Annotated in this window: 23 protein-coding genes, 1 tRNA gene and 1 other RNA gene; 15 read left to right on the top strand and 10 right to left on the bottom strand. The window is 71.4% G+C overall.

Going from position 1 to position 23674, the window contains the following annotated elements; all coding sequences use genetic code 11:
* Window positions 1-4: 4 nt before the first annotated feature.
* The 3 genes from ABXS86_RS15040 to ABXS86_RS15050 all read right to left on the bottom strand — a co-directional run bounded on the left by ABXS86_RS15040 (window position 5) and on the right by ABXS86_RS15050 (window position 2774).
* Window positions 5-1099 carry a type III polyketide synthase gene (locus tag ABXS86_RS15040; protein ID WP_307213185.1) on the bottom strand — a complete coding sequence of 365 codons (1095 nt, stop codon included), beginning with the start codon at window positions 1097-1099 and terminating at the stop codon, window positions 5-7.
* Window positions 1100-1178: 79 nt separating this feature from the next.
* Window positions 1179-2375: a glycosyltransferase gene (locus ABXS86_RS15045; protein WP_353664992.1), complete on the bottom strand. Its 1197-nt coding sequence runs from the start codon at window positions 2373-2375 to the stop codon at window positions 1179-1181.
* 198 nt (window positions 2376-2573) lie between these two features.
* The gene (locus ABXS86_RS15050) at window positions 2574-2774 is read right to left on the bottom strand and encodes a hypothetical protein (RefSeq protein WP_251508796.1); all 201 of its coding nucleotides are present in this window, start codon (window positions 2772-2774) and stop codon (window positions 2574-2576) included.
* A 277-nt stretch (window positions 2775-3051) separates the two neighbouring features.
* On the opposite strand from ABXS86_RS15050, the gene ABXS86_RS15055 reads away from it, so the two are divergent.
* Window positions 3052-3504, top strand: a complete 453-nt coding sequence (locus tag ABXS86_RS15055; protein WP_353664993.1) for a MarR family transcriptional regulator — start codon at window positions 3052-3054, stop codon at window positions 3502-3504.
* Window positions 3505-3558: 54 nt separating this feature from the next.
* On the opposite strand, the gene ABXS86_RS15060 is transcribed toward ABXS86_RS15055, so the two are convergent.
* Window positions 3559-3900 carry a hypothetical protein gene (locus ABXS86_RS15060; RefSeq protein WP_353664994.1) on the bottom strand — a complete coding sequence of 114 codons (342 nt, stop codon included), beginning with the start codon at window positions 3898-3900 and terminating at the stop codon, window positions 3559-3561.
* A 303-nt stretch (window positions 3901-4203) separates the two neighbouring features.
* Between ABXS86_RS15060 and ABXS86_RS15065 the strand changes: the two genes are divergently transcribed.
* The gene (locus ABXS86_RS15065; protein ID WP_353664995.1) at window positions 4204-5139 is read left to right on the top strand and encodes an AraC family transcriptional regulator; all 936 of its coding nucleotides are present in this window, start codon (window positions 4204-4206) and stop codon (window positions 5137-5139) included.
* A gap of 42 nt (window positions 5140-5181) precedes the next feature.
* Here the strand turns inward: ABXS86_RS15065 and ABXS86_RS15070 are convergent, their stop codons facing one another.
* The gene (locus ABXS86_RS15070) at window positions 5182-6675 is read right to left on the bottom strand and encodes a SulP family inorganic anion transporter (RefSeq protein WP_353664996.1); all 1494 of its coding nucleotides are present in this window, start codon (window positions 6673-6675) and stop codon (window positions 5182-5184) included.
* A gap of 117 nt (window positions 6676-6792) precedes the next feature.
* Here ABXS86_RS15070 and ABXS86_RS15075 point away from each other — a divergent pair, with 117 nt between their 5' ends.
* Entirely contained in the window at window positions 6793-7164 is a 372-nt protein-coding gene (locus ABXS86_RS15075; protein ID WP_307213174.1) for a MerR family transcriptional regulator, read from the top strand.
* Window positions 7161-7739, top strand: coding sequence for a GNAT family N-acetyltransferase (locus ABXS86_RS15080; RefSeq protein WP_353664997.1), 579 nt, complete (start codon window positions 7161-7163; stop codon window positions 7737-7739). The genes ABXS86_RS15075 and ABXS86_RS15080 overlap by 4 nt, the downstream gene beginning before the upstream one ends.
* Window positions 7740-7853: 114 nt before the next feature.
* Here ABXS86_RS15080 and ABXS86_RS15085 read toward each other — a convergent pair whose 3' ends face one another.
* Window positions 7854-8597: a FadR/GntR family transcriptional regulator gene (locus tag ABXS86_RS15085; RefSeq protein WP_353664998.1), complete on the bottom strand. Its 744-nt coding sequence runs from the start codon at window positions 8595-8597 to the stop codon at window positions 7854-7856.
* Window positions 8598-8675: 78 nt separating this feature from the next.
* On the opposite strand from ABXS86_RS15085, the gene ABXS86_RS15090 reads away from it, so the two are divergent.
* The 4 genes from ABXS86_RS15090 to ABXS86_RS15105 all read left to right on the top strand — a co-directional run bounded on the left by ABXS86_RS15090 (window position 8676) and on the right by ABXS86_RS15105 (window position 12209).
* Window positions 8676-9578 carry a proline iminopeptidase-family hydrolase gene (locus ABXS86_RS15090; protein ID WP_307213169.1) on the top strand — a complete coding sequence of 301 codons (903 nt, stop codon included), beginning with the start codon at window positions 8676-8678 and terminating at the stop codon, window positions 9576-9578.
* A gap of 34 nt (window positions 9579-9612) precedes the next feature.
* Entirely contained in the window at window positions 9613-11037 is a 1425-nt protein-coding gene (locus tag ABXS86_RS15095; protein ID WP_353664999.1) for an APC family permease, read from the top strand.
* Window positions 11034-11960 (top strand): acetamidase/formamidase family protein, encoded by a 927-nt coding sequence (locus tag ABXS86_RS15100; protein WP_353665000.1) that lies wholly within the window; start codon window positions 11034-11036, stop codon window positions 11958-11960. Before ABXS86_RS15095 ends, ABXS86_RS15100 begins: the two co-directional genes overlap by 4 nt.
* 157 nt (window positions 11961-12117) lie before the next feature.
* Window positions 12118-12209: transfer RNA gene (locus tag ABXS86_RS15105), tRNA-Ser, on the top strand.
* A gap of 42 nt (window positions 12210-12251) precedes the next feature.
* Here the strand turns inward: ABXS86_RS15105 and ABXS86_RS15110 are convergent.
* Genes ABXS86_RS15110 through ABXS86_RS15120 form a run of 3 tightly spaced genes read right to left on the bottom strand, consistent with a single transcriptional unit; the run spans window position 12252 to window position 16838 of the window.
* Window positions 12252-14546, bottom strand: a complete 2295-nt coding sequence (locus ABXS86_RS15110; RefSeq protein WP_353665001.1) for a DUF3488 and DUF4129 domain-containing transglutaminase family protein — start codon at window positions 14544-14546, stop codon at window positions 12252-12254.
* Window positions 14536-15786, bottom strand: coding sequence for a DUF58 domain-containing protein (locus ABXS86_RS15115; protein WP_353665002.1), 1251 nt, complete (start codon window positions 15784-15786; stop codon window positions 14536-14538). Before ABXS86_RS15115 ends, ABXS86_RS15110 begins: the two co-directional genes overlap by 11 nt.
* Window positions 15787-15794: 8 nt before the next feature.
* Complete coding sequence (locus ABXS86_RS15120; RefSeq protein WP_353665003.1) at window positions 15795-16838, bottom strand: AAA family ATPase; 1044 nt, start codon at window positions 16836-16838, stop codon at window positions 15795-15797.
* Window positions 16839-16995: 157 nt separating this feature from the next.
* Here ABXS86_RS15120 and ABXS86_RS15125 point away from each other — a divergent pair, with 157 nt between their 5' ends.
* A complete protein-coding gene (locus ABXS86_RS15125; protein ID WP_353665004.1) occupies window positions 16996-17925 on the top strand; it encodes an ROK family protein in 930 nt (309 codons plus the stop codon).
* Between the two features lie 100 nt (window positions 17926-18025).
* Window positions 18026-18122: signal recognition particle sRNA small type (ffs, locus tag ABXS86_RS15130), an RNA gene on the top strand.
* A 56-nt stretch (window positions 18123-18178) separates the two neighbouring features.
* Here ffs and ABXS86_RS15135 read toward each other — a convergent pair.
* Window positions 18179-19228, bottom strand: coding sequence for a LacI family DNA-binding transcriptional regulator (locus ABXS86_RS15135; protein WP_353665005.1), 1050 nt, complete (start codon window positions 19226-19228; stop codon window positions 18179-18181).
* Between the two features lie 122 nt (window positions 19229-19350).
* On the opposite strand from ABXS86_RS15135, the gene ABXS86_RS15140 reads away from it, so the two are divergent.
* From ABXS86_RS15140 to ABXS86_RS15160, 5 genes are all read left to right on the top strand, one after another.
* Window positions 19351-20460: a substrate-binding domain-containing protein gene (locus ABXS86_RS15140; protein WP_353665006.1), complete on the top strand. Its 1110-nt coding sequence runs from the start codon at window positions 19351-19353 to the stop codon at window positions 20458-20460.
* Window positions 20461-20522: 62 nt separating this feature from the next.
* A complete protein-coding gene (locus tag ABXS86_RS15145; RefSeq protein ID WP_307213160.1) occupies window positions 20523-21572 on the top strand; it encodes an ABC transporter permease in 1050 nt (349 codons plus the stop codon).
* Window positions 21569-22348: an ATP-binding cassette domain-containing protein gene (locus ABXS86_RS15150; protein ID WP_307213159.1), complete on the top strand. Its 780-nt coding sequence runs from the start codon at window positions 21569-21571 to the stop codon at window positions 22346-22348. Before ABXS86_RS15145 ends, ABXS86_RS15150 begins: the two co-directional genes overlap by 4 nt.
* Window positions 22345-22641, top strand: coding sequence for a putative quinol monooxygenase (locus tag ABXS86_RS15155; protein WP_353665007.1), 297 nt, complete (start codon window positions 22345-22347; stop codon window positions 22639-22641). The genes ABXS86_RS15150 and ABXS86_RS15155 overlap by 4 nt, the downstream gene beginning before the upstream one ends.
* Window positions 22638-23573, top strand: coding sequence for a PfkB family carbohydrate kinase (locus tag ABXS86_RS15160; protein ID WP_353665008.1), 936 nt, complete (start codon window positions 22638-22640; stop codon window positions 23571-23573). Before ABXS86_RS15155 ends, ABXS86_RS15160 begins: the two co-directional genes overlap by 4 nt.
* Window positions 23574-23674: the final 101 nt, after the last annotated feature.

Consider the following 23674-nt stretch of genomic DNA (forward strand, 5'->3'; position numbering starts at 1 on the left):
GTGCTCACGCGCCGGTGCGGCGCATCGTCAGCCGCGCCGCCTCCACCGTGAGCCCCGGCCCGAATGCGAGGGCGGCCACCCTGTCGCCCTCGACGCGCTCCGCGTCGGCCAGCAGGTCGCGCAGGATGAACAGCAGTGTCGCGCTCGACATGTTGCCGTGTCGACGCAGCACCTCGCGCGAGGGGGCGAGGGCGGTGGCATCCAGGCCCAGGGCGTTCTCGACGCGGTCGAGGATGCTGCGCCCGCCCGGGTGCACGGCCCACGCGTCGACGGCGGAGAGATCGCCCAGCACGTCGTCGGCGATGGCCGAGATCTCGCGCCCGATGATGCGCGGCACCTCGGGGGTCAGGGTCATCTCGAACCCCGAGTCGCCGACGGTCCAGGCCATGTCCTTCTCGCCGTCGTCGGTCACGTGGGTGGCGAAGCCGTCGAGGTCGAGGCCGTCTCGAGAGGAGTCTCCGGATGCCACGACCGCCGCTCCCGCACCGTCGGCGAACACCGAGGCGGCGACGATCTGGTCGGGGTGTGAGGAGGTCTGCCAGTGCAGGGAGCACAGCTCGCAGCATGCGACGAGCACGACCGCCGCCGGGTCGTCGCCGACGATGCGGGCGGCGAGGCGGAGGGCGGGAATCGCCGCCGCGCAACCGATGAAGCCGAGGTGATAGCGCTCGACCGTGGGCGAGAGTCCGAGGTCGCGCACGAGGTGGTAGTCGGGGCCGGGGGCGAACATGCCGGTGCACGACACCGTCACGACGTGGGTCACCTCGTCCGCCCCGTACCCCGAGCCCGACAGCGCTCGACCTGCGGCCGCGGCGAAGAGGTCGGGCGCGCGGCGGCGGTACTCGTCGTTGCGCGCTCCGGTCGGGGGCATGAGCAGGGTGTCGCCGTCGCGCACCGGGAGCCCCTCGACCTCGGTGCCCGCCAGCTGCGGCAGCACGACGTGGCGGGTGTCGATGGCGGCGGCGTCGAACGCCGCGCCGACAAGGCGCTGGCTCTTGCGGTCGAACCCGGGTTGCGCGGCGAACAGGTCGCGCAATGTCGTCTGGGAGACACGGGTATCGGGCAGGGCCGTGCCGATCGACACGATGCGGGCGGTCATGCCTCACCTTGACACGGTTTCACCCGACGGGGCGCGGATGGGGGACCGGTTGTCGTGCGCGGGTTCTCGTGCCAGCGCCTCAGGCGGCGACCAGATCCGGCAACAGCAGCCCCGCGATGGCTCCGCGGTAGTCGTCGATCATGCGTCGTCGGTCGAGGCGCCCGCGGGCGGCGACGGCCGCGGCGCGCAGGGCGGGCCGGTGGGCGAGGGCGTGGGTCCACGCCGCCACGATCGACGACTCGTCGCGGGCTGTCACGAGGCCGAACCCGTCGATCATGCGCGCGGCGTCGCCGACGTCGGTGGTGACGGGAACGGCTCCGGATGCCGCTCCCTCGACGAGGCAGAGCGGCGAGGCCTCGCCGAAGGCACTCGTGAGGGCGACGATGTCGGCGATCCGGTAGAGCTCGGGCATGTCTTCGCGCAGCCCGAGCGCGTGCAGGTTCACCGCCTCGCCCACTCCGCTCTCGGCCCGGAGGGCGCGGAAGGCGGGGTTGTCGGCCGTCATGCCCGAGCCGCACATGACGTAGTGCGCTCCGGGCGCGCGACGCGCATGCGCGGCGACGGCGCGGAGGAAGAGCCCTGGGTCCTTCATCGCGTCGAACCGCGCGGCGAGCAGCACGACGGGGGCGGAGTCGGGGATGCCAAGGCTCGCGCGGATGCGCCGACGCTGCACGCGCGTGCCGGGGCGGAAGCGTCGCGTGTCGATGCCGTTGTCGATCACCCGCGCCTCGCGGGCGGCGACACCGGCGCGCGCGTAAGCGAGCGAGGTCGATTCGGCGCACGAGATCGTGGCGGTCACGGCGCCGCTGCCCGCGGCATCCGTCAACCACTCCAGAGCGGGGCCGGAGTGCGTCGGGTCGGAGCGGTGCAGGCACGCGGCGATCGGGCGGTCGGGGAGCAGACCCGCCCGCTCCAGCGCCACGACGAGGCTGAGCGGCTGCTCCTTGAGCGAGAGCACGACATCGGCCTCGGTGAACAGGGCCGCGGCCCGAGCGAGCTCCGTCGCGGTGAACTCCTCGGGGGCGAGGGGACGATCGCCCGCGATCCGGTCGAACGTGTCGATCACGACGCCCGCGTGCTGCAGGCGGCGGAAGCGCGTGTCGTCGCGGGCGAACTGCATGGAGGCGTCGCGGCGCGCCGCGGAGGTGAGCGAGAGCACACGGTGCTGCTGAGCCCCGCCCTGCGACAGGCCGGCGACCACATCGGAGTGGAGGATGCGCGCCCCACCGGCGAAGAAGCCCTCGTAGAGCGAGAGCACACGGATGGGTCGAGTCATCGTCAGTCGCCTTCGGGGCCGGGGGTGGGGCACCGCGGACGCGGTCGTCCCATGCTGAAGGCTCGACCCCGAGTGGTGGGTTACGTCAACGAGACCATCGCATGAACGCCGGGACACGACCCGGTTCGCCCCCGTGAACGAGCCGACGCGCCGGCTCCCGGGGGAAGGAACCGACGCGTCGGGTGAAGGGGCGGTCGATCACGCCTGGGGCGCGACCTCCTTCGCCTCGCCGGCCTCGTGCGCGCGCGACCAGGGCCACCGCTTCGTCGCGGGCGTCGTCGCCGGCGGCTGGGGCGCCTCATCGATCGAGCGCGGGCCGATGCCGTTGCCCATGGCGGCGGTCATCGCGATGCTCCACACCGAGCCCGTCTGCCGTCCGCTCTGCTGTCCGTAGATCATGGTCGTTCTCCTCGCTCCGTCTCCCGACGGGGATGCCCGTCTCCCGACGGGGTCGTGACCTCAGTCCTAACCCCGCGGTGCAGGGCGCGACGCGCCCTTGACAGCGATGAAACGGTGCGCATGCCCGGCGCCTCGAGGCGCGGAGCGCGGTGTCCGGCCTCGCACCGGGCGGACGTCGGCGGCAGCCGTCCGTGCGAGCCCCCGGGAAAGCTCACGATGACGGCGCGCGGGCGCAAGCGGGCGGCGCTCTGGGTTGCAGTGAGTACGATCGTGCCTCGTGCAGACGTCTACCGGTGCTTCGACGCCCCCCTCGCCGGGGTCGGACCTGAGCCGCGCACTGCTCGCCTACGGTGAGGCTCGCCGCACGGCGGCCGCGGAAGCGCGGCGCGTCCTCTCGCTCAACGAGCTCGACGCGCGCGCGCTCATGTTCGTCGCCGAGAACCCGGGCGCCCGTCCCTCGCACGTGCGCGACCACCTGGGCATCACCTCGGCTGGCGTCACGACCCTCATCGACCGCCTCGTGCAGCGCGGCGCCGTGCGCCGCGATCTCGACGACGACGACCGCCGCGTCAACCACATCACCGCGACCGTCGATCTCGACGCCGAGCCTTGGTGCCACCTGCGCGCGTTCGACGCGGGCATCGAGAAGGCCGTCGCCGATCTCGACCCCGCAGATGCGGCCATCGCCGCGCGGGTGATCGGTCAGCTCATCGGGGCCACCGAGAACTGAGCGCCGGCGACCGTCCGGATCGCCCGCGAACCCCGCCGCCGACGAGGGGTCGGGTCAGGAGCGTGCGACGAACGCCTCGGAGCGCGCCTGCAGGAACGAGCACAGAGCGCTGAGCGTCGCGAGTTCGCCCGACAGTGCCATGACGCGTCCGGCGGGCAGCGGTGCGGCGTCTTCGCGCGGTTCGAAGGTGACGGCCCACTCCGTGGATCCCTGTTCGGGGCCGGGGGAGATGAAGAACGTCGTCGACACGCTGCGCAGCTGCGCGGCGATCAGACCCGTGTCGGAGCCGTCGTCGCCGTCCTGGGGGATCACCCGGAGGATCTCCGCGTGGTCGTACCCCATTGCGCGGAAGTCGTCGACCCAGGTCTGCAGGGTCGCCATGGTGCGGAACGGCATGCGGGTCCCTTCGGCGGGCGGGGCGCCGGGCGGCGTCACCCTCCCATTATGGCCTCGCACGGGTCATGTCTCCGCTGGCCGAGGACTACTCACGCGAATGCGCATTCTGTATTGAGTGCTTCATTTTATGGCTGATCAAGTCGAAATGCGCATGAATGCCCGCAGGAAAGATACGGTGAAAGACGGATGGGGGGCATCCGCGAAATTCGCATTCGTCGTATCGACTGCGTGGGAGCGTTCCCGCATTCACCTGCGCTATCGCGCCGGTTATCGCCGTCGATCCCGGACGAATGAGGACACTTCGTGGAGCATACGAACATCGAGACGCGAGACGCCGAGACCGTCGAGCACCTGTGGCAGACGGTCGTCCCCGGCGCACGCATCTCGCGGGCCGAGGCGATCCAGCCGGCGCTCACCTGGCACGCGGCATCCGAGCCGGGGTTCGCGTTCTGCGACTACACGATCGGCTCCACCATGCTCGTAGAATCCGACCCGCTCGACCAGGTCGTCGTCGGGCGCATCGCCGGCCCCCGGGTCTCGGCGACCTACCGCCGCGAGCGCATCGACGCCGCCGTGCCGTTCATGGTGGTCGATCGTCCCCTCGAGATCGCCTTCACGGGGAGGATCGCCGGCACCGCCGTCTCGTTCTCGCGCACCGACTTCGACGAGGCCGCGCGTCGCCTCTCGGGCGATGACACTTTGCGCGTGCGCGCTACGGGCCACGCCCCGGTGAGCGAGCAGCGCATGCGCTACTGGTCGCGCACGTGGGAGTACACGCGCGACGTGCTGCTGCGCTCGCCCGAGCGCACCCCGCTCATCGAGCAGCAGGCGCGCACCCTCATGCTCGAGGCGTCGCTGCTGGCCTTCCCGACCACCTTCACCGACGCCCTCGCGGCGGGTCGACCCTCGCGGCCGCTGCCCGCTCCCGTGCGCCGCGCCAAGGCGTACGTCGAAGCGCACGCCGCGGAGCCCGTGGTGCTCGCCGACATCGCCCAGGCGGCGCGTCTGTCGCCCCGCGGGCTGCAGTACGCCTTCCGCGCCGCGACGGGTCGCACGCCCATGCAGTACCTGCGCCGGGTGCGTCTCGACGCCGCGCGCGCCGAGCTGCGCAGCGCCGACCCGTCGGTCGACACCGTCGCCGCGATCGCAGCGCGCTGGGGCTTCTCGAACCTCGGCCGGTTCGCGGCGATGTACCGCGGCGAGTTCGGCGAGACGCCCTCCACGACGCTGCGCTCCTGACGCGGGGCGGTCGCCCGCGCCGGGTCGTTCGCCCGCGCCGGGTCAGTGCCCCGCGCCGAGCTCTCCGCTGAGGCGGTCGTGGAAGCGCGCGGCGTGGTCGTTCATGCCCACCAGCTCGACCGTGGTGCCCACGTGCGCGTACTTCGTGCGCACCGCATCGAGGGCGGCGACCGTCGAGGCGTCCCACACGTGCGAGAGCGACAGGTCGATGACCACCCGCGAGGGGTCGTCGTGGTACGCGAACTTCGTCGTGAGGTCGTTGCTCGAGGCGAAGAACAGCTCGCCCTCCACGGTGTAGCGGGCGACGTCGGCGCCGACTTCGCGCGTGACGCGGGTGAGGCTCGCGACGCGGCGGGCGAAGAGCACGGCGGCGGCGATCACGCCGACACCGACGCCGATGGCGAGGTTGTGCGTCCACACCGTCACGGCGACGGTGAGCACCATGACGATCGTCTCGCTCACCGGCATCCGGCGCAGAGTCGACGGGCGGATGCTGTGCCAGTCGAAGGTGGCGACCGAGACGACGATCATGACGGCCACGAGCACCGCCATCGGGATGATCGCGACGACGTCGCCGAACGCGAGCACGAGGATCAGCAGGAAGACGCCCGCGAGGAAGGTCGAGATGCGCGTGCGGGCCCCCGACGCCTTGACGTTGATCATCGTCTGGCCGATCATCGCGCACCCGCCCATTCCGCCGAACAGGCCCGACAGCACGTTGGCCGCGCCCTGACCGAGCGACTCGCGCGTCTTCGAGGAGGGGGTGTCGGTGATGTCGTCGACCAGGGCCGCGGTCATGAGCGACTCGAGCAGTCCGACGATGGCCATGGCGATCGCGAACGGGAAGATGATCGCGAGGGTTTCTCCCGTCAACGGGACGTTGGGCACGAGCAGCGCGGGCAGGCTCTCGGGAAGGGCGCCCTGGTCGCCGACGGTGGGCACCGAGATGCCGAAGACGACGACGGCGCCGGTCAGCAGCACGATCGCCACGAGCGGGGCGGGCACGACCTTGGTCAGGCGCGGCAGCAGGTACATGATCGCGAGTCCCGCGGCGGCGATCGGATAGACCGCCCACGGCACGCCGATCAGCTGCGGCACCTGCGCCGTGAAGATGAGGATCGCGAGGGCGTTGACGAAGCCGACCATGACGCTGCGCGGGATGTAGCGCATGAGCTTGGCCACGCCGAGCAGGCCGAGGATCACCTGCAGGATGCCGCCGAGGATCACCGTCGCGAGCAGGTAGTCGACCCCGTGCTCGCGGGCGACGGGGGCGATGACGAGGGCGATCGCGCCGGTGGCGGCCGAGATCATCGCGGGGCGTCCGCCGAGGAACGAGATGGCGACCGCCATGACGAACGACGAGAACAGGCCCAGGCGCGGGTCGACGCCGGCGATGATCGAGAACGCGATCGCCTCGGGGATGAGGGCGATGGCGACGACGAGCCCGGCCAGCACCTCGCGGGTGAGGAGGCGGGGGGAGCGAAGTGCCTGCAGGACGGTGGGCTCGGTGCGCGGGCGCGTGAGGGCAGAGGTCATGGAGAGTCTCCAGGAGGTGGGGAGGGGACCCGCGTCGGCGCGGGGAAGAATAGGGGGGTCGCGATCGCGACGGAGTGAACTCTACCGTAACGAGAGGGTTGCGGGATCGGGGAGGCCATGGTCGACGTGCGACCGATGCAGATCGGCGAGCTCGCCGAGCGGACGGGGCTGTCCATCCGCACGCTCCGCCACTACGACGAGATCGGCCTGCTGCGTCCCTCGGCCCGCAGCGAAGGCGGCTTCCGGCTGTACACCGCCGACGACGAGTCGCGCCTGCTCCTCATCCGCCGCATGAAGCCGCTCGGCTACTCCCTCGAGCAGATGGGGGAGCTGCTCTCGGTGGTCGACGGGCTCGAAGCCGATCCCTCCGACGAGGCGCTGCGCGTGCGGTTCGCCGACATCCGCGACGAGGCGCTCCAGCGGCGAGAGGACCTCCGTCGCAAGGTCGCCGCCGCAGACGAGTTCGTCGCTCAGCTGGAGGCGCGATGACCGCGCACGACATCGTCCTGGAGGGCCATGGCATCCGTCTCTCCCCGGCTCGAGCCGACGACGCGGCCGAGGCGTGGCCGCTGACCGACCCGGAGCTCTGGAGTCGCATGACCACGCCCTGGGCGGACTCGGTCGAGGCCTACGCTGCGCGCGTCGAGCAGCAGCGTGCGACGCCCGGTCTGTACGCCTTCACGGCGCGGGATGCCGAGACCGACGAGGTCCGCGGCGCCACGACGTTCTACGAGTACGTGCCCGCGCAGGGGCGGGTCGAGATCGGGACGACCTGGTACGGCCGGGCATTCCAGGGCGGTCGCACCAATCCCGCCGCGAAGATGCTGCTGCTCACCCACGCGTTCGAGGCGTGGGGTGTCAATCGCGTGGCGCTGCGGTGCGATGCCCGCAACGAGCGCAGCGCTCGCGCCATCGAGCGTCTCGGGGCCACCCGCGAGGGGCGCCTGCGACAGCACCGCATCGCTCCCGACGGCAGCGTGGCCGACACGCTGTACTTCTCGATCCTGCGCGACGAGTGGCCCACGGTGCGCGCCGGTCTCGAGGAGCGTCTGCGCGAGGCCTGATCGCGCCGAAACTGCATCTCGCCGACGAAACGGCCGCAGTCTGCAAACGGACGTGTCAGCGAGATGCAGTCTCGCGGTGATCGTGGCGTGAGGCGGGCGCGTGTGGGCGCGGGCTCAACCGGCGGCGGCCTCGGCGGCACGTCGACGGGCGAACTCGCGCGCCTCGGTGAACAGCTCGAGGTCGATCTGCACGTGTCGGCGCGCGAGCTCGGCGGCCTCGTCGGGGGTGGCCTGCACGATCGCGTCGACGATCGCGTCGTGCTCGCGGGCGGCGCGCGTCTCCATGCGGAGGTGACTTCCGCGATCGCCCCAGGGGTGCGCCGGGGCCGACAGCGAGAGGTGTCGCTCGTGCTCGAGCAGGATGTCGCGCAGCGCGGTGTTGTGCGCGGCGTCGATGATGGCGAGGTGCAGCAGGCTGTCGGCGCGCTGCTTCGGGTCGCCCGACTCCGCGGCGTGGAAGTCGTCGAGGCGGCCCCGCATCGCGGTGATGTCGGCGTCGGTGCGCCGCTCGGCGGCCAGCCGGGCGAGCGCGGAGTGCAGCATCGAGCTCGCCGTGCACGCGTCGACGAGGTCGCTCCAGCGCTCCTCGAACCACCGGTCGACGCCGACCACGATCGAGGCGGGCCAGTCCTCGGCGACGAACGTGCCCCCGCCCCGGCCGCGACGCCGTTCGATCAGGCCGCGTGTCGACAGATCGTCGAGGGCCGCGCGCACCGTGGTGCGTCCGACGCCCAGGAGGGGAGAGAGGTCGCGCTCGGCGGGAAGACGGGTGCCCGGGAGGAACTCGCCCACCGCCACGGCGGTGATCAGTCGCTCGGTCACGCGCTCCACCAGAGAGGCGTCGTCGGTGTCGGCCATGGGCTCCCGTCGTTTCTCCCATGTTAATTCCGCAGAAAAGGTTTGCCAACGCACCTTTAACGGGTCCACGATGACTGCATGCACCGCTCCACGCAACGCGAGATCACCGTTCCCTTCCGCGACGGCTTCACTTGGGCCCGCCTCACCGAACCGACCGAGCCCACCGGCGCCGCGCCCCTGTTCGTGCTCCACGGGGGCCCCGGGATGGCGCACAACTACGTCTCGAACCTCGACGCCCTCGCGGAGCTGACCGGTCGCACCGTCGTGCACTACGACCAGATCGGGTGCGGCAAGAGCTCCCACCACCCCGACGCCCCGGCCTCCCAGTGGGTGCCGCAGCTGTTCGTCGATGAGTTCCACAACCTGCGCGAAGCGCTCGGCTTCGACGAGTACCACGTGCTCGGTCAGTCGTGGGGCGGCATGCTCGGCGCCGAGATCGCCGTGCGTCAGCCCGCGGGGCTGCGAAGCCTGGCGATCTGCAACTCCCCGGCATCCATGGCCCTCTGGCTCGCGGGAGCAGCGCGACTGCGCGCCGAGCTCCCCGAAGACGCCCGCGACGCCCTCGACCGGCACGAGGCCGCCGGCACCCTCGACGACCCCGAGTACGCCGAGGCCACCCGTGTCTTCTACGAGCGCCACGTGTGCCGCGTCACGCCGATGCCGCAGGACTTCGTCGACAGCGAGCAGCAGATGCTCGCCGACCCCACCGTCTACTTCACGATGAACGGGCCGAACGAGTTCCACGTCGTCGGCACGGGTCGCGACTGGACGATCATCGACCGCCTTCCCCACATCGCCGTGCCCACGCTGGTCGTCGCCGGCGAGTTCGACGAGGCCACCCCCGAGACGTGGGAGCCCTTCGTCGCGCACATCCCCGGCGCCCGCTCGCACGTGTTCGCCGGGGCGAGCCACTGCACCCACCTCGAGATGCCCGACGCCTTCCGCACGGTCATCGCCGACTTCCTCGCGCCCCTTCCCTGACACCCGCCCCACCCCACCCGAACCAGGAGACCCGATGTCGCACCCCGCCCCCGAGGCCCAGCAGTCGCTGGAGTCGTTCGGCTACAAGCAGGAGCTCAAGCGCTCCATGTCCACCTTCGACCTCGTGGTCTACGGTCTCGTCTTCATGGTGCCCATCGCGCCCTGGGCGATCTTCGGCGTGGTGTTCAACGCCGCGAGCGGCATGGTGCCGCTGGTCTACCTCACCGGCGTGATCGCGATGATCTTCACCGCCCTCGCCTACGCGCAGATGTCGAAGGCGTTCCCGATCGCCGGTTCCGTCTTCTCGTACGTCGGTCGGGGTCTGCACCCCACGGTGGGCTTCTTCGCGGGGTGGGCGATCCTGCTCGACTACCTGCTCGTGCCGACGCTGCTGTACGTGTTCGCCGCCTCCTCGATGGCCGGCATCTTCCCCGACGTCCCGCAGTGGATCTGGGCCGTGTCGTTCGTCATCATCAACACCGTCATCAATGTGCTCGGCATCGGATCGATCAAGATCGCGAACCGGGTGATGCTCGCGATCCAGCTCGCCTTCGTGGTGATCTTCGTCGTGATCGCGATGGTCGCCCTGTCGTCCGGCACGATCCCCGGCGCGGAGTTCACCATGGCTCCGCTGTGGGATGCCGAGAAGGTCAACCCCGCGCTCATCGCCACCGCCCTCTCGATCGCGGTGCTGAGCTTCCTCGGCTTCGACGGCATCTCCACGATGGCCGAGGAGTCCACGGGTGACCGGAAGTCCGGCGGCCGCGCCATGATCATCGCGCTGCTCGTGGTCGCGGTGCTCTTCATCGCGCAGACCTGGTTCGCCAGCGCGCTCGCCGCCGGCACGATCGCCTTCGGCGACGATGAGGTCAACAACGCCTTCTTCCTGCTCGTGGCCAAGGCCGCCGGCAGCGGGTGGGCGACCGCCTTCCTCGCGGTCAACGTCATCGCGGTCGGCATCGCCAACGCGATCGCAGCCCAGGCGGCGACCTCGCGCCTGCTCTACTCGATGAGCCGCGACCGGCGCCTTCCCGCCTTCCTCTCGAAGGTCACCTCGCGCCAGGTGCCGATGGCGGCGATCCTGCTGGTGAGCGCGATCTCGCTCGTGCTGGTGCTGTTCTTCGTCGGTCAGATCGCGGTGATCTCGTCGCTGGTGAACTTCGGCGCCCTGCTCGGCTTCATGCTGCTGCACGTGTCGGTCGCGGCGTACTACCTCGGCAAGAAGAAGTCGAAGAACTACCTGCTCCACCTCGTGGTGCCGCTGGTCGGCTTCCTGATCATCGGGTACGTGCTGCTCAACGCCGACATGACCGCCAAGATCGGCGGCATCGTGTGGCTGGTCGTCGGCGCGATCGTCTACGTGATCTTCGCCCGCAAGAGCGGCGGGGCCACCGGACCCCTGCCCGAGCACGCCACGGCGACCGCCGGAGAGGGCGGGGGAGAGGTGGCGTCCCGATGACCGTCGAGCACCGGCTCGGCACAGAGCACGGTCGCCCGGGGTACGACGCCGCGGTGCCCCCGGTGCTGCGCATCCGTCCCGGGACCGGCGAGAGGATCGCGTTCGAGACCGACGATGCGGTGTACGCCGAGCTGCACGACCACGGTGATCTCGCTGCCCTCGAGGCGCCGATCAACCCGGTGACGGGCCCCGTGTACGTGGAGGGGGCGAAGCCGGGCGACGCCCTCGCGGTGCACGTGCACGAGATCCGCCTGGGCGACTACGGCTGGTCGCAGAGCCTCCCCGGCGCCGGAGCGCTGCAGCACCGCATGCCCGATCACGTCGTCAGTCGGCGCATCCCGATCGATGCCGCCGGCGTGCACCTCACCGAGCGGCACGTGGTGCCCGCCCGCCCGATGATCGGGTGCATCGGAACGGCGCCGGCGACGGGGCAGAATTCCACCGTCATGCCCACGACCGCGCTCGGCGGCAACATGGACCTCACCGACGTCGCCCCGGGCGCGACGGTGTACCTGCCCGTCGAGGTCGAGGGGGCTCTGCTGTCGATCGGCGACATCCACGCCGTGATGGCCCGCGGCGAGTCGTCGTTCGTCGCGATCGAGGCGGCGGGGGTGGCCGTCGTCTCGGTCGAGGTGATCCCGGATGCCGCTCTGCGCGCGCCCCGCGTCGAGACAGACGAGGAGTGGATCTTCGTCGGCCTGGGCGACCCCGTGCAGGAGAGCGTCCGGCGCGGCTACGAAGACGTCTTCGACCACCTCGTCGACGAGCGCGGCTGGGACCGGATGGACGCGTACGCGGTCATGAGCGCCCTCGTGCACAGCGAGCTGGGCGGGCCGACGGGGTCGGAGGCGCCCGATCCGCTGCATCCGTTCCGCGCTGTGGGGGCGGTGACGCTGCACCGCCTGCCCAAGAGCGTGCTCTGACCGGGGGCCGAATCACGCTGAGACTGCACCTCGCTGACGAAACGTGCGCAACCTGCAACCGGCTTGTCAGCGAGATGCAGTCTCGCGGTGCCTGCGGGGATGCGGCGACCCGGAGCCGGTTCGAGCGGGGCCGGAGCGCCGTGTAAGATCGTCCCTTGGAAGTGTGTCCGAGCGGCCTAAGGAGCATGGCTGGAATCCATGTAGGCGGGGTAACTCGCCTCGCAGGTTCAAATCCTGTCACTTCCGCCACACGAAGAGCGCCACCCCTCAGGGGGTGGCGCTCTTCGCTCGTCAGACGGCGGTGGTCTCGCGCTCCGGAGCCTCGGCCCCCGGCCGCACGATGAGGGAGCGCGGCGCGACGCGCGCCACGAGGCGCCGGGTGCGGGATGCGCCCGACGCCAACTGCGTGCGGATGCGCTCGACCGCATCGGCGAGCGCGGGTCCCCCTGCGGCATCCGGCGCCGTTTCGGCGTAGCTGACCTCTTCGAGCGCTCCGCGGAGCAGATCGACGTCGTCGGCGTCCACGCCGTGCTCGTCGACGAGCTGGGCGGCGTAGGCGCGCGGCGACACGCTCGCGGGGGAGGGGATGCCGAGATCGACGGCGTCTTCGCGCATTGCCGTCCACGCGGCCACCGGGTCTCCCGCCCGCGCGGCGGCGAGTCGACGGCGCCGGACGATGGTGCGCACGACCGACGGTGCGGCGGCCAGCAGCAGCAGCGCCAGCGCGATGACGACGGACGGGATCCACGCCGTGCCGGTGCGGGCGCCCACGCCCGCGCCTCCCGCCTCCACCGCTCCGGTGTCTCCGCGATCCGCCGACGACGCCGCCGGCGACGGAGCCGTCGAGGGAACGGCCGCGTCCTCTTCGGGGGTCGCGGGGGCGGCCCCGCCGGTCGTGGAGTTGGAGGCGAAGTTCGTCGGAACGCCGAGGCTGTTGGTCGGCTCGAAAGGCACCCAGCCGATGCCCTGGAAGTACACCTCGGGCCAGGCGTGCAGCTGGCTGGAGGTGACCGTGTACTCGGTTCCCCCCTGCTGCGGGATGCTCGAGGCCGTGCCGGGGAGATACCCGATGACGATGCGCGAGGGCATGCCCAGCGAGCGCGCCATCACCGCGAACGCCGAGGCGTAGTGCACGCAGTAGCCGGCGCGCACCTGCAGGAAATCGGCGACGGCATCCATCCCCGCCCCGTCGAAGCCCGCCTCGACGGGCGCATCGAGGGAGTAACGGAACGCGCTGCTGCGGAACCACGTCTGCAGGTCGATGAGCGCGTCGTACGACGTGCTCGCGCCGGCCGTCACCTGCCGGGCGGTGTCGCCGATGACGGCGGGGACGTCGGGGGGCAACGAGCTCAGCGCCGGGTCGAGGTCGGGACTGCCGACCTGACGGGCGCGGATCTGCTCGAGGGTCGGGCGGGGCACGTTCGCCTGCACCTCGTACACCTGGTTGCGCGTCGAGCCGGCGCGGGTGACGACGGTGCGGTTCTGCGGCATTCCCAGCCAGTCGCCTGACAGACCCGTGACGGTCGAGGCGGGGTAGGGCACGGGCAGCCACGGGCTGTCGAGCTGATCGACGGTGACCGTGGTCGACCAGTCGGCCAACGCGATGTCCTGGTCGACGCCCACGCGGTCGAACACGGGCCCGTCGGGGGGCACGGGGACCGTGTCGGAGCTGTCGGGTTGCCACACGGCGCCGTCGAAGCGCGAGAGCGTGACAGCACGCAGGTACGGGGCGGTCGGTCCGGTCGTGCGCACGGTCAGCACGTCGACCTCGCGCGGCTGGCGCAGGTCGTTGCCGAGTTCGAGGTTGGGGTTGATCGTCGTCCCGATACCGCCCGTTCCACCGGTCGCGAAGCGCAGGCCCGGCTGCGGCAGCAGCGGGGTGGCGACCACGGCGACGATGACGGCGACGGCGGCCACGCCGAGCGCGGTTGAGGAGGCGCCCAGGCGACGCGGGGCAGGATCCCGGTCGGACGCCGCGATTGCCCGAGCACGCGTGTCGACGCGTAGGAGGAACAGGAGAGAGGCCGCCAGCAGCACGAAGGCGACGATGTCGACGTCGGAGGGGATCGCGATGGTCGGGATCAACGAGACCGCGACGAGACCGACGCCGGCGAGCAACGGCATCCGGGCCGTGAGCACGACGTGATCCAGCACCAGGGCGAGTCCGCCGATCGCTCCCACGAGCAGGAAAGCCAGGCCGACGGCCGGCTCGACGGGGGCGACGCCGAGGCGGATCTCCTCCGACGCACCCGAGAGCAGACCCGGGACGCTCGCGAAGGTGGCGGGGGTGGGGATGAGCCCGAGGAGCGCCGTCGTGCGACCGAAGATCACCGTCAGCAGCACGACCCACACGCCGAGCTCGATCGCGCTGGCGAGGATCGCGGGCAGGCGGGCGATGCGCACCAGCAGGCCCGCGCCCAGCACTCCGGCCGTCACGAGGACGGCACCGGCGACCCAGGGGCCCGGCGCGATGACCGAGAACACCGGCAGCATCGCCGAGACGATGGCGACGAACAGTCCCAGCGTCAGCATCGTCGCATCGCGACGTCGACGCGGGGTGCGCAGCACCGTGAGATCAGCCGACACGGGAGTACCCCTGTTCCATGGCGTCGTCCCAGGCCGCGGCGACCTCGCCGCCCGACCGCACGAGTGCCGCGCGCCATCCGCCGGCGCGGAGGCCGTCGAGGTCGGCATCGGTTCCCTCGTCGGCGACCACGATCAGCACCGGCATCGCGGAGTGTCGCGCCACGGTTCCCAGCGACGCGCGATCGTCGGCCCCCAGTCGTCCGGTCACCACCACGACCGGGCCCAGCAGCGCGCCGGCCGAGGCGGGCACGATGCGGTGCGAGGGGTCGTCGGGGCGCGCACGCAGGCTCGCGAAACCGGCCGCGGTCCGGCGGGCGTCGACGTCGTCACCGCCCTCGACGGGATCCGTGAGCAGGGCTCCGTCGCTGTCGACCACGTCGACCGTGTAGCCCTCGTGCACGAGACGCGCGATGACGGACACGCACGCGCTCACGGCCGTCTCGAAGGCCGCATCGGCGCCCGGCGCGTGCGCGGCGAGCGGCGACCAGCGCGAGAGAGCGCGGTCGAAGACGACGGTCGCGGCCGGAGACGACTCCTGCTCCTCCTGGCGCACCATGAGGGTGTCGCGGTGAGCCGTCGCCCGCCAGTGGATGCGCCGCATCGAATCGCCCGGGGCATAGGGCCGGGCGACGAGGTTGTCGGCGCCCTGGCCCAGCTGCATCGTCGTCGTCTGGCGCGACCCGCCGGCCTCGCCCGAGGCGGTGGGCAGGGGAGCGAGGTCGACCACGGCCGGACCCACGGTCACCGCGGTGGGGCGCCCGAGGGCGAGCCGCCGCCGCACCAGGCCGAAGGGATCCGTCGTGGTGACCTCGAACGGACCGAGGGAATGGATGCCGCGCGACGTGCCGACGACCTCGTAGCGCACCTCGATCGTTCCGCCCGCGCCCGCGAGCGTCGACGAGAGGCCGGGAGAGGCGCCCTCCGCCCGGCCCGAGAGGCCCGACGGCAGCGCGTCGCGCCAGCGACCGGGACCCGTGGGCAGCGCGCTCTGCAGGCCCGCGCGCACGAGCACGCTCGCGCGGGCGCCGACCTCGGGAACCTCCGGGGTGATCGTGCGCGTCACCGACCCCGCCCCCCGCGTGAGCAGCAGAGCGATGCCGGAGGCCGCGAGAAGCGCCGCCAGCAGCGAGGCGAAGTACAACAACTCCGGGATGCCGGCGCGCTGGGCGATCACGAACGACGCCACCGCCAGCAGCACCGCGCCGGTGCCGCGGACGGTGAACGGCCACCAGCGGCGCACGGCCGGCCTCACGGTCGCGGCGCGAGCGGCACGCGGACGCTCGTGGCGATCCGCTCGAGCGCGTCGGCGACCACGGCGGCCCCGGCGCGACCGCCGGCCGCCGACCGGTTGGCGATCAGACGGTGGGCGAACACCGGCGACAGCAGCGCCGTGATGTCGTCGGGGATGACGTAGGCGCGCCCGTCGAGGGCCGCGCGCACCTTCGCCGCGCGCACGAGCTGCAGGGTCGCGCGGGGGCTCGCACCCAGGCGGATGTCGGGATGGCTGCGGGTCGCCTGCGCGAGGGCGACGACGTACTCCTCGAGCGCGGGCGCGACGTGCACGCCGCGAGCCCACGCGATCATCGCCGTCACCTGACGCGCGGTCACCACGGGGGTCAGCCCGTCGAGCGGGTTCACACTGTCGCGCTGGCGCAGCATGAGCGCCTCGGCCGCGGCATCCGGATACCCCATCGAGATGCGCAGCAGGAAGCGATCGCGCTGCGCCTCGGGCAGCGCGTAGGTGCCCTCCATCTCGAGGGGGTTCTGCGTCGCGACGACGAGGAACGGCGAGGGGAGCACGTGGGTCCGACCGTCGACGGTGACCTGACGCTCCTCCATCGCCTCCAGCAGAGACGACTGCGTCTTGGGGGAGGAGCGGTTGATTTCGTCGGCGATCACGATGTTGGCGAACACGGCGCCGGGGGTGAACTCGAACTGCCGCTGCACCGGGTTGAACACCGATACGCCCGTGATGTCGCCGGGAAGGAGGTCGGGAGTGAACTGGATGCGCCGCACGTCGGCGTCGACCGTGGCGGCCAGGGCCCGCGCGAGCATGGTCTTGCCGACGCCCGGCACGTCCTCGATGAGCAGGTGTCCCTCGGCGAGCAACGCGATGAGGGCGCTGCGCACGGCATCGGGCTTGCCGTCGATCACCCGCGAGACGGATGCCACGATGTCGCCGGTCAGCTGGGCGAACGACGCGGCGTCCAGGCCGATGTCGACGCCCGGGCGCGGGCTCGTGTCGGTGCGGCGTGTCCGCGTGGTCGCCTCGGGCGTGACCGTCTCGTCCATGGCATCCCTTGTGTCGTGGAGGGCGGCGGCGCATCCTCGCCGCCGTGACCTGATCGTAACCCGCGTCATGGTGCGGAGGGTCGGAAAGAGCCGGGTGCACAGGCGGCGTACGGCTGCACCCCTAGGATCGGGGGCGTCGATCCGCCCGAGGAGCCCCATGCCCGACACCGCGACCACCCTCCCGTTCACCCACGTGCTCGCCGTCGACATCGGCGGGACCAAGGTCGACGCGGCCCTCGTGTCCGTCGAGGGAGAGGTCGAGCGCGCGAGCGTGGCCCGGCGTGCGACGGGGCGCGAGGCCGACCGCGCGCAGATCGCCCGCAACGTCCGCGAGGCCGCCGTCGCCGCGCTCGCCGCGGTGCCTGGCGCCCGCGTGGGAGCGATCGGGGTGGGCAGCGCCGGTCCCGTCGACCTCCCGTCGCGGTCGGTGTCGCCGCTGAACCTTCCCCTGGCCGCGGGCCTGCAGATCGACGAGGTGCTCGACGGACTCGTCGACGGTCCGATCCACCTGGCCCTCGACGGCACCTGCATCGCCCTCGCCGAGCACTGGCGCGGAGCGCTGGTCGGCTGCGACGACGCGATGGCCATCGTGGTGTCGACGGGCGTGGGCGGCGGCTTCGTCATGGGCGGCCGGCCCGTGCGGGGCGCCAGCGGCAACGCCGGACACCTCGGGCAGATCTTCGTGCGCACCATCGACGACGGAGAGGTCGTCGCCTCGACCCTCGAAGCCGTCGCGGCCGGACCCGGCACCGTCGCGTGGGCCCGCGCCCAGGGGTGGGAGGGCCTGACGGGGCTCGATCTCGCCGCCTCGCACGCGGCGGGCGACGACATCGCCATCCAGGCGGTGCGGCGCTCGGCCACCGCCGTCGGGCAGGCGATCGCCGCCGCGGCCACGCTGTGCGACCTCGAGGCCGTGGCCATCGCCGGCGGGTTCTCGCAGGTCGCGCCCGACTACATCGACCAGGTGCGCGCGGCGGCCCAGGCCGCCTCTCTGCACGCCTACGCCCGCCGCTGCCGCATCGTGGGGTCGGGACTCGACGGCGACGGACCGCTGCTGGGCGCGGCCGCGCTGGCGCTGCAGGCGTGAGGAGCCGCTTGCCGTCGCGGGAGGGCGGTCTTCGCGTCGGATGTCACGCGTGCGGCGGGGGTCGCGGCGGGCAGACGCCGATGAGTCGGGTAGGCTAGTCGACGGCTCTCCGCGTGGCGGTATCCCGGCCAACTCCCCCAGGACGGAAACGTAGCAAGGGTAACCAGGCTCTACCGGGTGCGCGGAGGGTCTTTTCTTTGCCCTCGAACGGCTCCGCGGTCCTCGGCCGCCGGCCCCTCGACGCGGTCGCGGCTCACTTCGGACGGATCTCGCCCGAGCCGCGCGGGATGAGGTCGACGGGCACGACGATGCGCCGCGGCGTCATGCGCGCGACGCCGTCGAGCGACTCGAAGAGCATCTCGGCAGCGCGCACGCCGATCTCCTGCGGGCGCTGGGCGATCACGCTGATGCCCGGCTCCATCAGGTCGGCGAGTTCGACGTCGTCGAAACCGATCAGCGCGACATCGTGGTGGCGGCCGAGTCGGCGCAGCGCGTGCACGGCCCCGATCGTGATGAGGTTCTGCCCGCTCACGATCGCGGTCGGGGGAGTGGGCAGGGCCATCAGCCCCATCACGGCGCGTTCCGCCGCCCCCTGGTCGGTGAGGTCGCGGACGATGATCGTCGACGACTCGGGGAGCGAGAACTCCGCGACCGCCTGACGGAAGCCGCGCTCGCGTTCGGCGGCCGTCCAGATGTCGTGGCGGTCGATCAGCAGCGCGATCGTGCGGTGTCCGTAGCCGAGCACGTGCCGGGTCGCCAGGGCCGTGCCCCCGACGTTGTCGGCATGCACGAGATCGGCCGGCAGATCCGTCGGCTCGCGGTCGATGAAGACCACCGGCATGCTCTCGGGGATCACGTCCTGCAGGTAGCGCTGGCTGTCCGCCACGCAGGTGAGGATCAGTCCGTCGACCTTGCGCCGGACGAAGGCCGCGATCGCGGCGACCTCCCGGTCGGGGTCGTCGTCGAGGCTCGAGGCGAACACCGCGACGTCGCGATGGATGGCCAGGTCTTCGACCGCGCGATGGATCGTGGCCGAGAACGGGTTGGCGACGTTGCCGAGCAGGAGTCCCAGCGACTGGGTGCGCGTCATGATGCGCCGCAGGTTCGCCGCGTGGGCGTCGGGCTCCCACTGCAGTTCGGCGATCGACGCGCGGATTCGCGCGGCCGTCGCCTTGGCCACGTTGGGCTCGTTGTTGATGACGCGCGAGACGGTCTTGATCCCGACGCCGGCATGATGCGCGACGTCGCGGATCGTGACTGATCCCCCACGCGCATCGGGTCTACCTGATAACGGTGTCATCATCCCGTACTCGCCAGATCAATTAGTCATTGCACTCTATAGCCCGCTGCGGTACACCTGTCACTGACACCGTTGTCAGTCCGGTTTCCGACAGAGCAGTCCCCGACCACCTAAGGACCACACCAATGCCGCTGCACCCGAAGTCCCGCGCCGTTTTCGCCGCCGCCTCCATCGCCGCCGTCGCCGCGCTCTCGCTGTCCGCCTGTTCCTCGCCCGCGGGCTCGGCGGTCAGCGCCGCCCCCGCCGGAGCGGACGAGCAGGTGGGCGTCACCCTCATCGTCAAGACCACGAGCAACCCGTACTTCGTGTCGATGGAAGACGCCGCTCAGGCCGACGCCGAGAAGGCGAACGTCAAGCTGACCCTCGCCGCCGGCAAGAAGGACGGCGACACCGACAGCCAGATCCAGGCGATCGAGAACGCCATCTCGCGCGGCGACAAGGGCATCCTCATCACCCCCAACGGTCCCGCCGTGATCAACGAGATCGAGAAGGCGCGCAAGGCCGGCCTCTACGTCATCGCCCTCGACACCGTTCCCGACCCGGCCGACTCGGTCGACATCACCTTCGCCACCGACAACTTCGCCGCGGGCGAGCTCATCGGCAAGTGGACGGCATCCAAGCTCGACGGCAAGGACGCCAACATCGCCATGCTCGACCTGTTCAGCGACCAGATCGTCACGGTCGACACGGCCCGCGACCAGGGCTTCCTCAAGGGCATGGGCATCGAGGTGCCCGATCCCAGCAAGAACGGTTCGGAGGCGGCCTCGGGCAGCTACACCGGCGGCAAGGGCGGCTCGTACACGGTCGCCGGCCACCAGGCCACCCAGGGCGCCGAAGACGGCGGCCGCTCCGCCATGGAGACGCTGCTGTCGAAGGACCCGAACATCAACGTCGTCTACACGATCAACGAGCCCGCCGCGTACGGCGCCTACCAGGCCCTGAAGGCGGCCGGTAAGGAGAAGGACGTCATCATCGTCTCGATCGACGGTGGCTGCACCGGCATCGGTTACGTCAAGGACGGCGTCATCGGCGCGACCGCCCAGCAGTACCCGTCGAAGATGGCCTCGCTCGGCATGGAGGCCATCGCGAAGATCGCCCGCGGCGGGGAGGCCCCCAAGCCCACCGACGGCCTCGACTTCTTCAGCACGGGCCAGCAGCTCGTCACCGATCAGCCGCAGACGGGCCTCGACAGCCTCACGTCCGCCGACGCCACCAGCAGCTGCTGGGGCAAGTGATCTCCCGGGGGCGCGCCGACGGGCGCGCCCCCGACCTCTCACCTGCGACCGGGAAGGCCGTCATGTCACAATCGCCCACCACCCCCCAGACCACACCGCCGACGTCGACGCTGCACCTGGCCGATGAGTTCCTCTCACGCCAGACGCCCATGCAACGCGTCCGCAACGTCCTCTACCGCTACCCGGCCATCAGCCCGGCCATCGTGCTCGTCGTCGCGGTCGTCATCTTCGGCATCGTCAACCCCCGCTTCCTCGCCCCCGCCAACCTGTCGCTCATCACGCAGCAGGTCGCCGTCATCGGCACGCTCGGCGTGGCGCAGACCCTCGTCATCCTCACCGCGGGAATCGACCTGTCGGTCGGGGCGGCGATGATCCTGAGCTCCGTCGTCATGGGCAACGCCGCGGCCGGCCTCGGGATGCCGGGGCCGCTCGCTCTCATCGTCGGCCTGATCGCGGGCGTTCTGACCGGCTTCGTCAACGGCCTGCTGGTCACGCGTCTGAACCTCCCGCCGTTCATCGTGACGCTGGGCACGCTCAGCATCTTCACCGCGTTGCTGCTCCTGCTGTCCAACGGCGCGACCGTGCAGGGCAGTGATCTGCCCGAGATCCTCACCTTCACGGGCACGACGTTCCACATCGGCGTCGACGTCACCTTCGGCGTCTTCCTGATGATCGTGGTCTACGCCCTCATGTCGTACGCGCTCGGCCGCACCGCGTGGGGTCGACACGTCTACGCGGTCGGCGACGACAAAGAGGCCGCCCGCCTCAGCGGCATCCGGGTCAACCGCGTGCTGCTCAGCGTGTACCTCGTCGCAGGGGCCATTGTGGCCGTCGCCGCGTGGATCCAGATCGGTCGTGACTTCGGTTCGAGCCCGAACGCCGCGGTCGACGCCAACCTGAACGCCATCACCGCCGTCGTGATCGGCGGCATCAGCCTCTTCGGCGGACGCGGCAACGTGTGGGGCACCCTGCTCGGCGCGCTCATCGTCGGCGTGTTCCGCAACGGTCTCGCCCTGGCGGGCCTCGACGTGCTGTACCAAACCCTCGCCGTCGGCGTGCTCGTCATCGTCGCCGTCTCGATCGACCAGTGGATTCGGAAGGTTCGCAAGTGAACGCCGCAGCAACCGACACGCGCACGCCCGTCCTCTCGGCCAAGCGCCTCGTCAAGACCTACGGGCACGTCGTCGGTCTCGACGGCGTCAGCCTCGACCTGTACGCCGGCGAGGTGCTGGCCATCATCGGCGACAACGGCGCCGGCAAGACCACGCTCATCAAGTGCCTCACGGGTGCCGAGATCCCCGACGAGGGCGAACTGCGCCTCGACGGGCGCGAGGTGTCGTTCCGTCGTCCGCAGGACGCGCGGGAGGCCGGCATCGAGACGGTCTACCAGTCGCTCGCCGTCTCGCCCGCCCTCGACGTCGCCGCGAACATGTACCTGGGTCGCGAGCTGCGCCGTTCCGGTCCGCTCGGATCGGTGTTCCGCATGCTCGACACCAAGACCATGCGCGCCAACGCCCGCGCGGAGCTCACGCGTCTGGGCATCTCGACCCTGCAGGACGTGTCGGTCGCGATCGAGAACCTCTCGGGCGGCCAGCGTCAGGCCGTCGCCGTCGCCCGCGCCGCCGCCTTCGGGTCGAAGGTGGTCGTGCTCGACGAGCCGACGGCCGCCCTCGGCGTGCGCGAGTCCAACCAGGTGCTCGAACTCATCAAGCGCCTGCGCGATAACGGCGTGCCGGTCATCCTGATCAGCCACAACATGCCCCACGTGTTCGAGGTGGCCGACCGCATCCACATCCAGCGTCTCGGCAAGCGCGCCGGCACCATCACCCCCACCTCGCACACGATGAGCGAAGCGGTCGCGATCATGACGGGAGCGCAGACGCTGTGACGGGCAAGTTCCTGTACGCGCAGTTCAGGGCCGAGGAGGGGCGGGGCGACGAGGTCGCCGCCCTCGTCCGCGGGTACGGAGAGAAGGTGTCGGCCGAACCGGGCAACGTGCGCTTCGACGCCCACCGCCTCGCCCACGATCGCGACAGCTTCTTCGTCTACGAGGAGTACGCCGACGAGGCGGCCTTCCAGGCGCACCTGCAGACGCCGCACTGCGCGGCCTTCAACGAGGCCTTCGCTCCGTTCGTCGTCGGCGGCGGATCGACCCTGACCTGGTTGGAACCGGTGTCGTGACCGCCTCCCGCCCCCCGGGCCGCGCGCTGGTCATCGGTGAGGCGCTCATCGACATCGTCGACCGCGACGGTCGCGAGACCTCTTATGTCGGAGGCAGCCCGCTGAACGTGGCCGTGGGGCTGTCGCGCCTGGGCATCGCTACGACCTTCGCCACCGAGTTCGCGGACGACGAGCGCGGGAGGTCGATCGCCGACCACGTGGCGGCGGCGGCGGTCGACGTCGTTCAGACGGCGGCGACCTCCGCGCCCACGTCGACGGCCCGGGCGCGGATCGGCGTCGACGGATCGGCGACGTACGACTTCGATCTGTCGTGGGAGTTCGGTCGTCCGCCCGAGACCGCCGGGTTCTCGATCGTGCACGTGGGCTCCGTCGGGGCGCTGCGGCCCCCGGGAGCCCACCGCGTGCTCGAGCTCATCGAGAACCTGTCGCCGGACGTGCTGGTCAGCTTCGATCCGAACGTGCGGCCCGCTCTGCTGCCGCCCGCCGCCGACACCCGGGCCCTCGTCGACCGGTACGCCGCGCGCGCCGCCGTGGTCAAACTCAGCGATGAAGACGCCGAGTGGCTCTATCCCGACGACCCGTCGTCGGCGTCGCGTCGTCTGCTGCGCGCGGGGGCCTCGATCGTCGTCGTCACGCGGGGAGAGCACGGGAGCACCGTCTCGACCGCGGCCGGCGACCTCCAGGTCGCCGCGCACACCGTGGGGCTCGTCGACACGATCGGTGCGGGTGACTCCTACATGTCGGCCCTCATCGCGGGGCTCGCGCGGGGGATCGGCGCGCAGCGCGTCGTCGAGGGACGCTTCGACGAACACGAGCTGGCCGCTGCGGGTCGTGCCGCGGCCACCGCGGCGGGCATCACCGTGAGTCGGGCCGGCGCCGCGCCGCCGACGACCGCCGAGCTCGACGCCGCTCTCGGGCGCATCGCCGCCTGACGGCGTCGGGTGCGACGCCCCCACCCGAAGGGGGTGTCGCATCGGTCTCCCGCGCGTTCGCCGGATCGTGCGGTGTCTTCGGCTCCGGATGCCGTGCTTGG

Origin of the sequence: Microbacterium sp. che218 (assembly GCF_040436305.1) — a bacterium.
Lineage (GTDB): Bacteria > Actinomycetota > Actinomycetes > Actinomycetales > Microbacteriaceae > Microbacterium > Microbacterium algihabitans.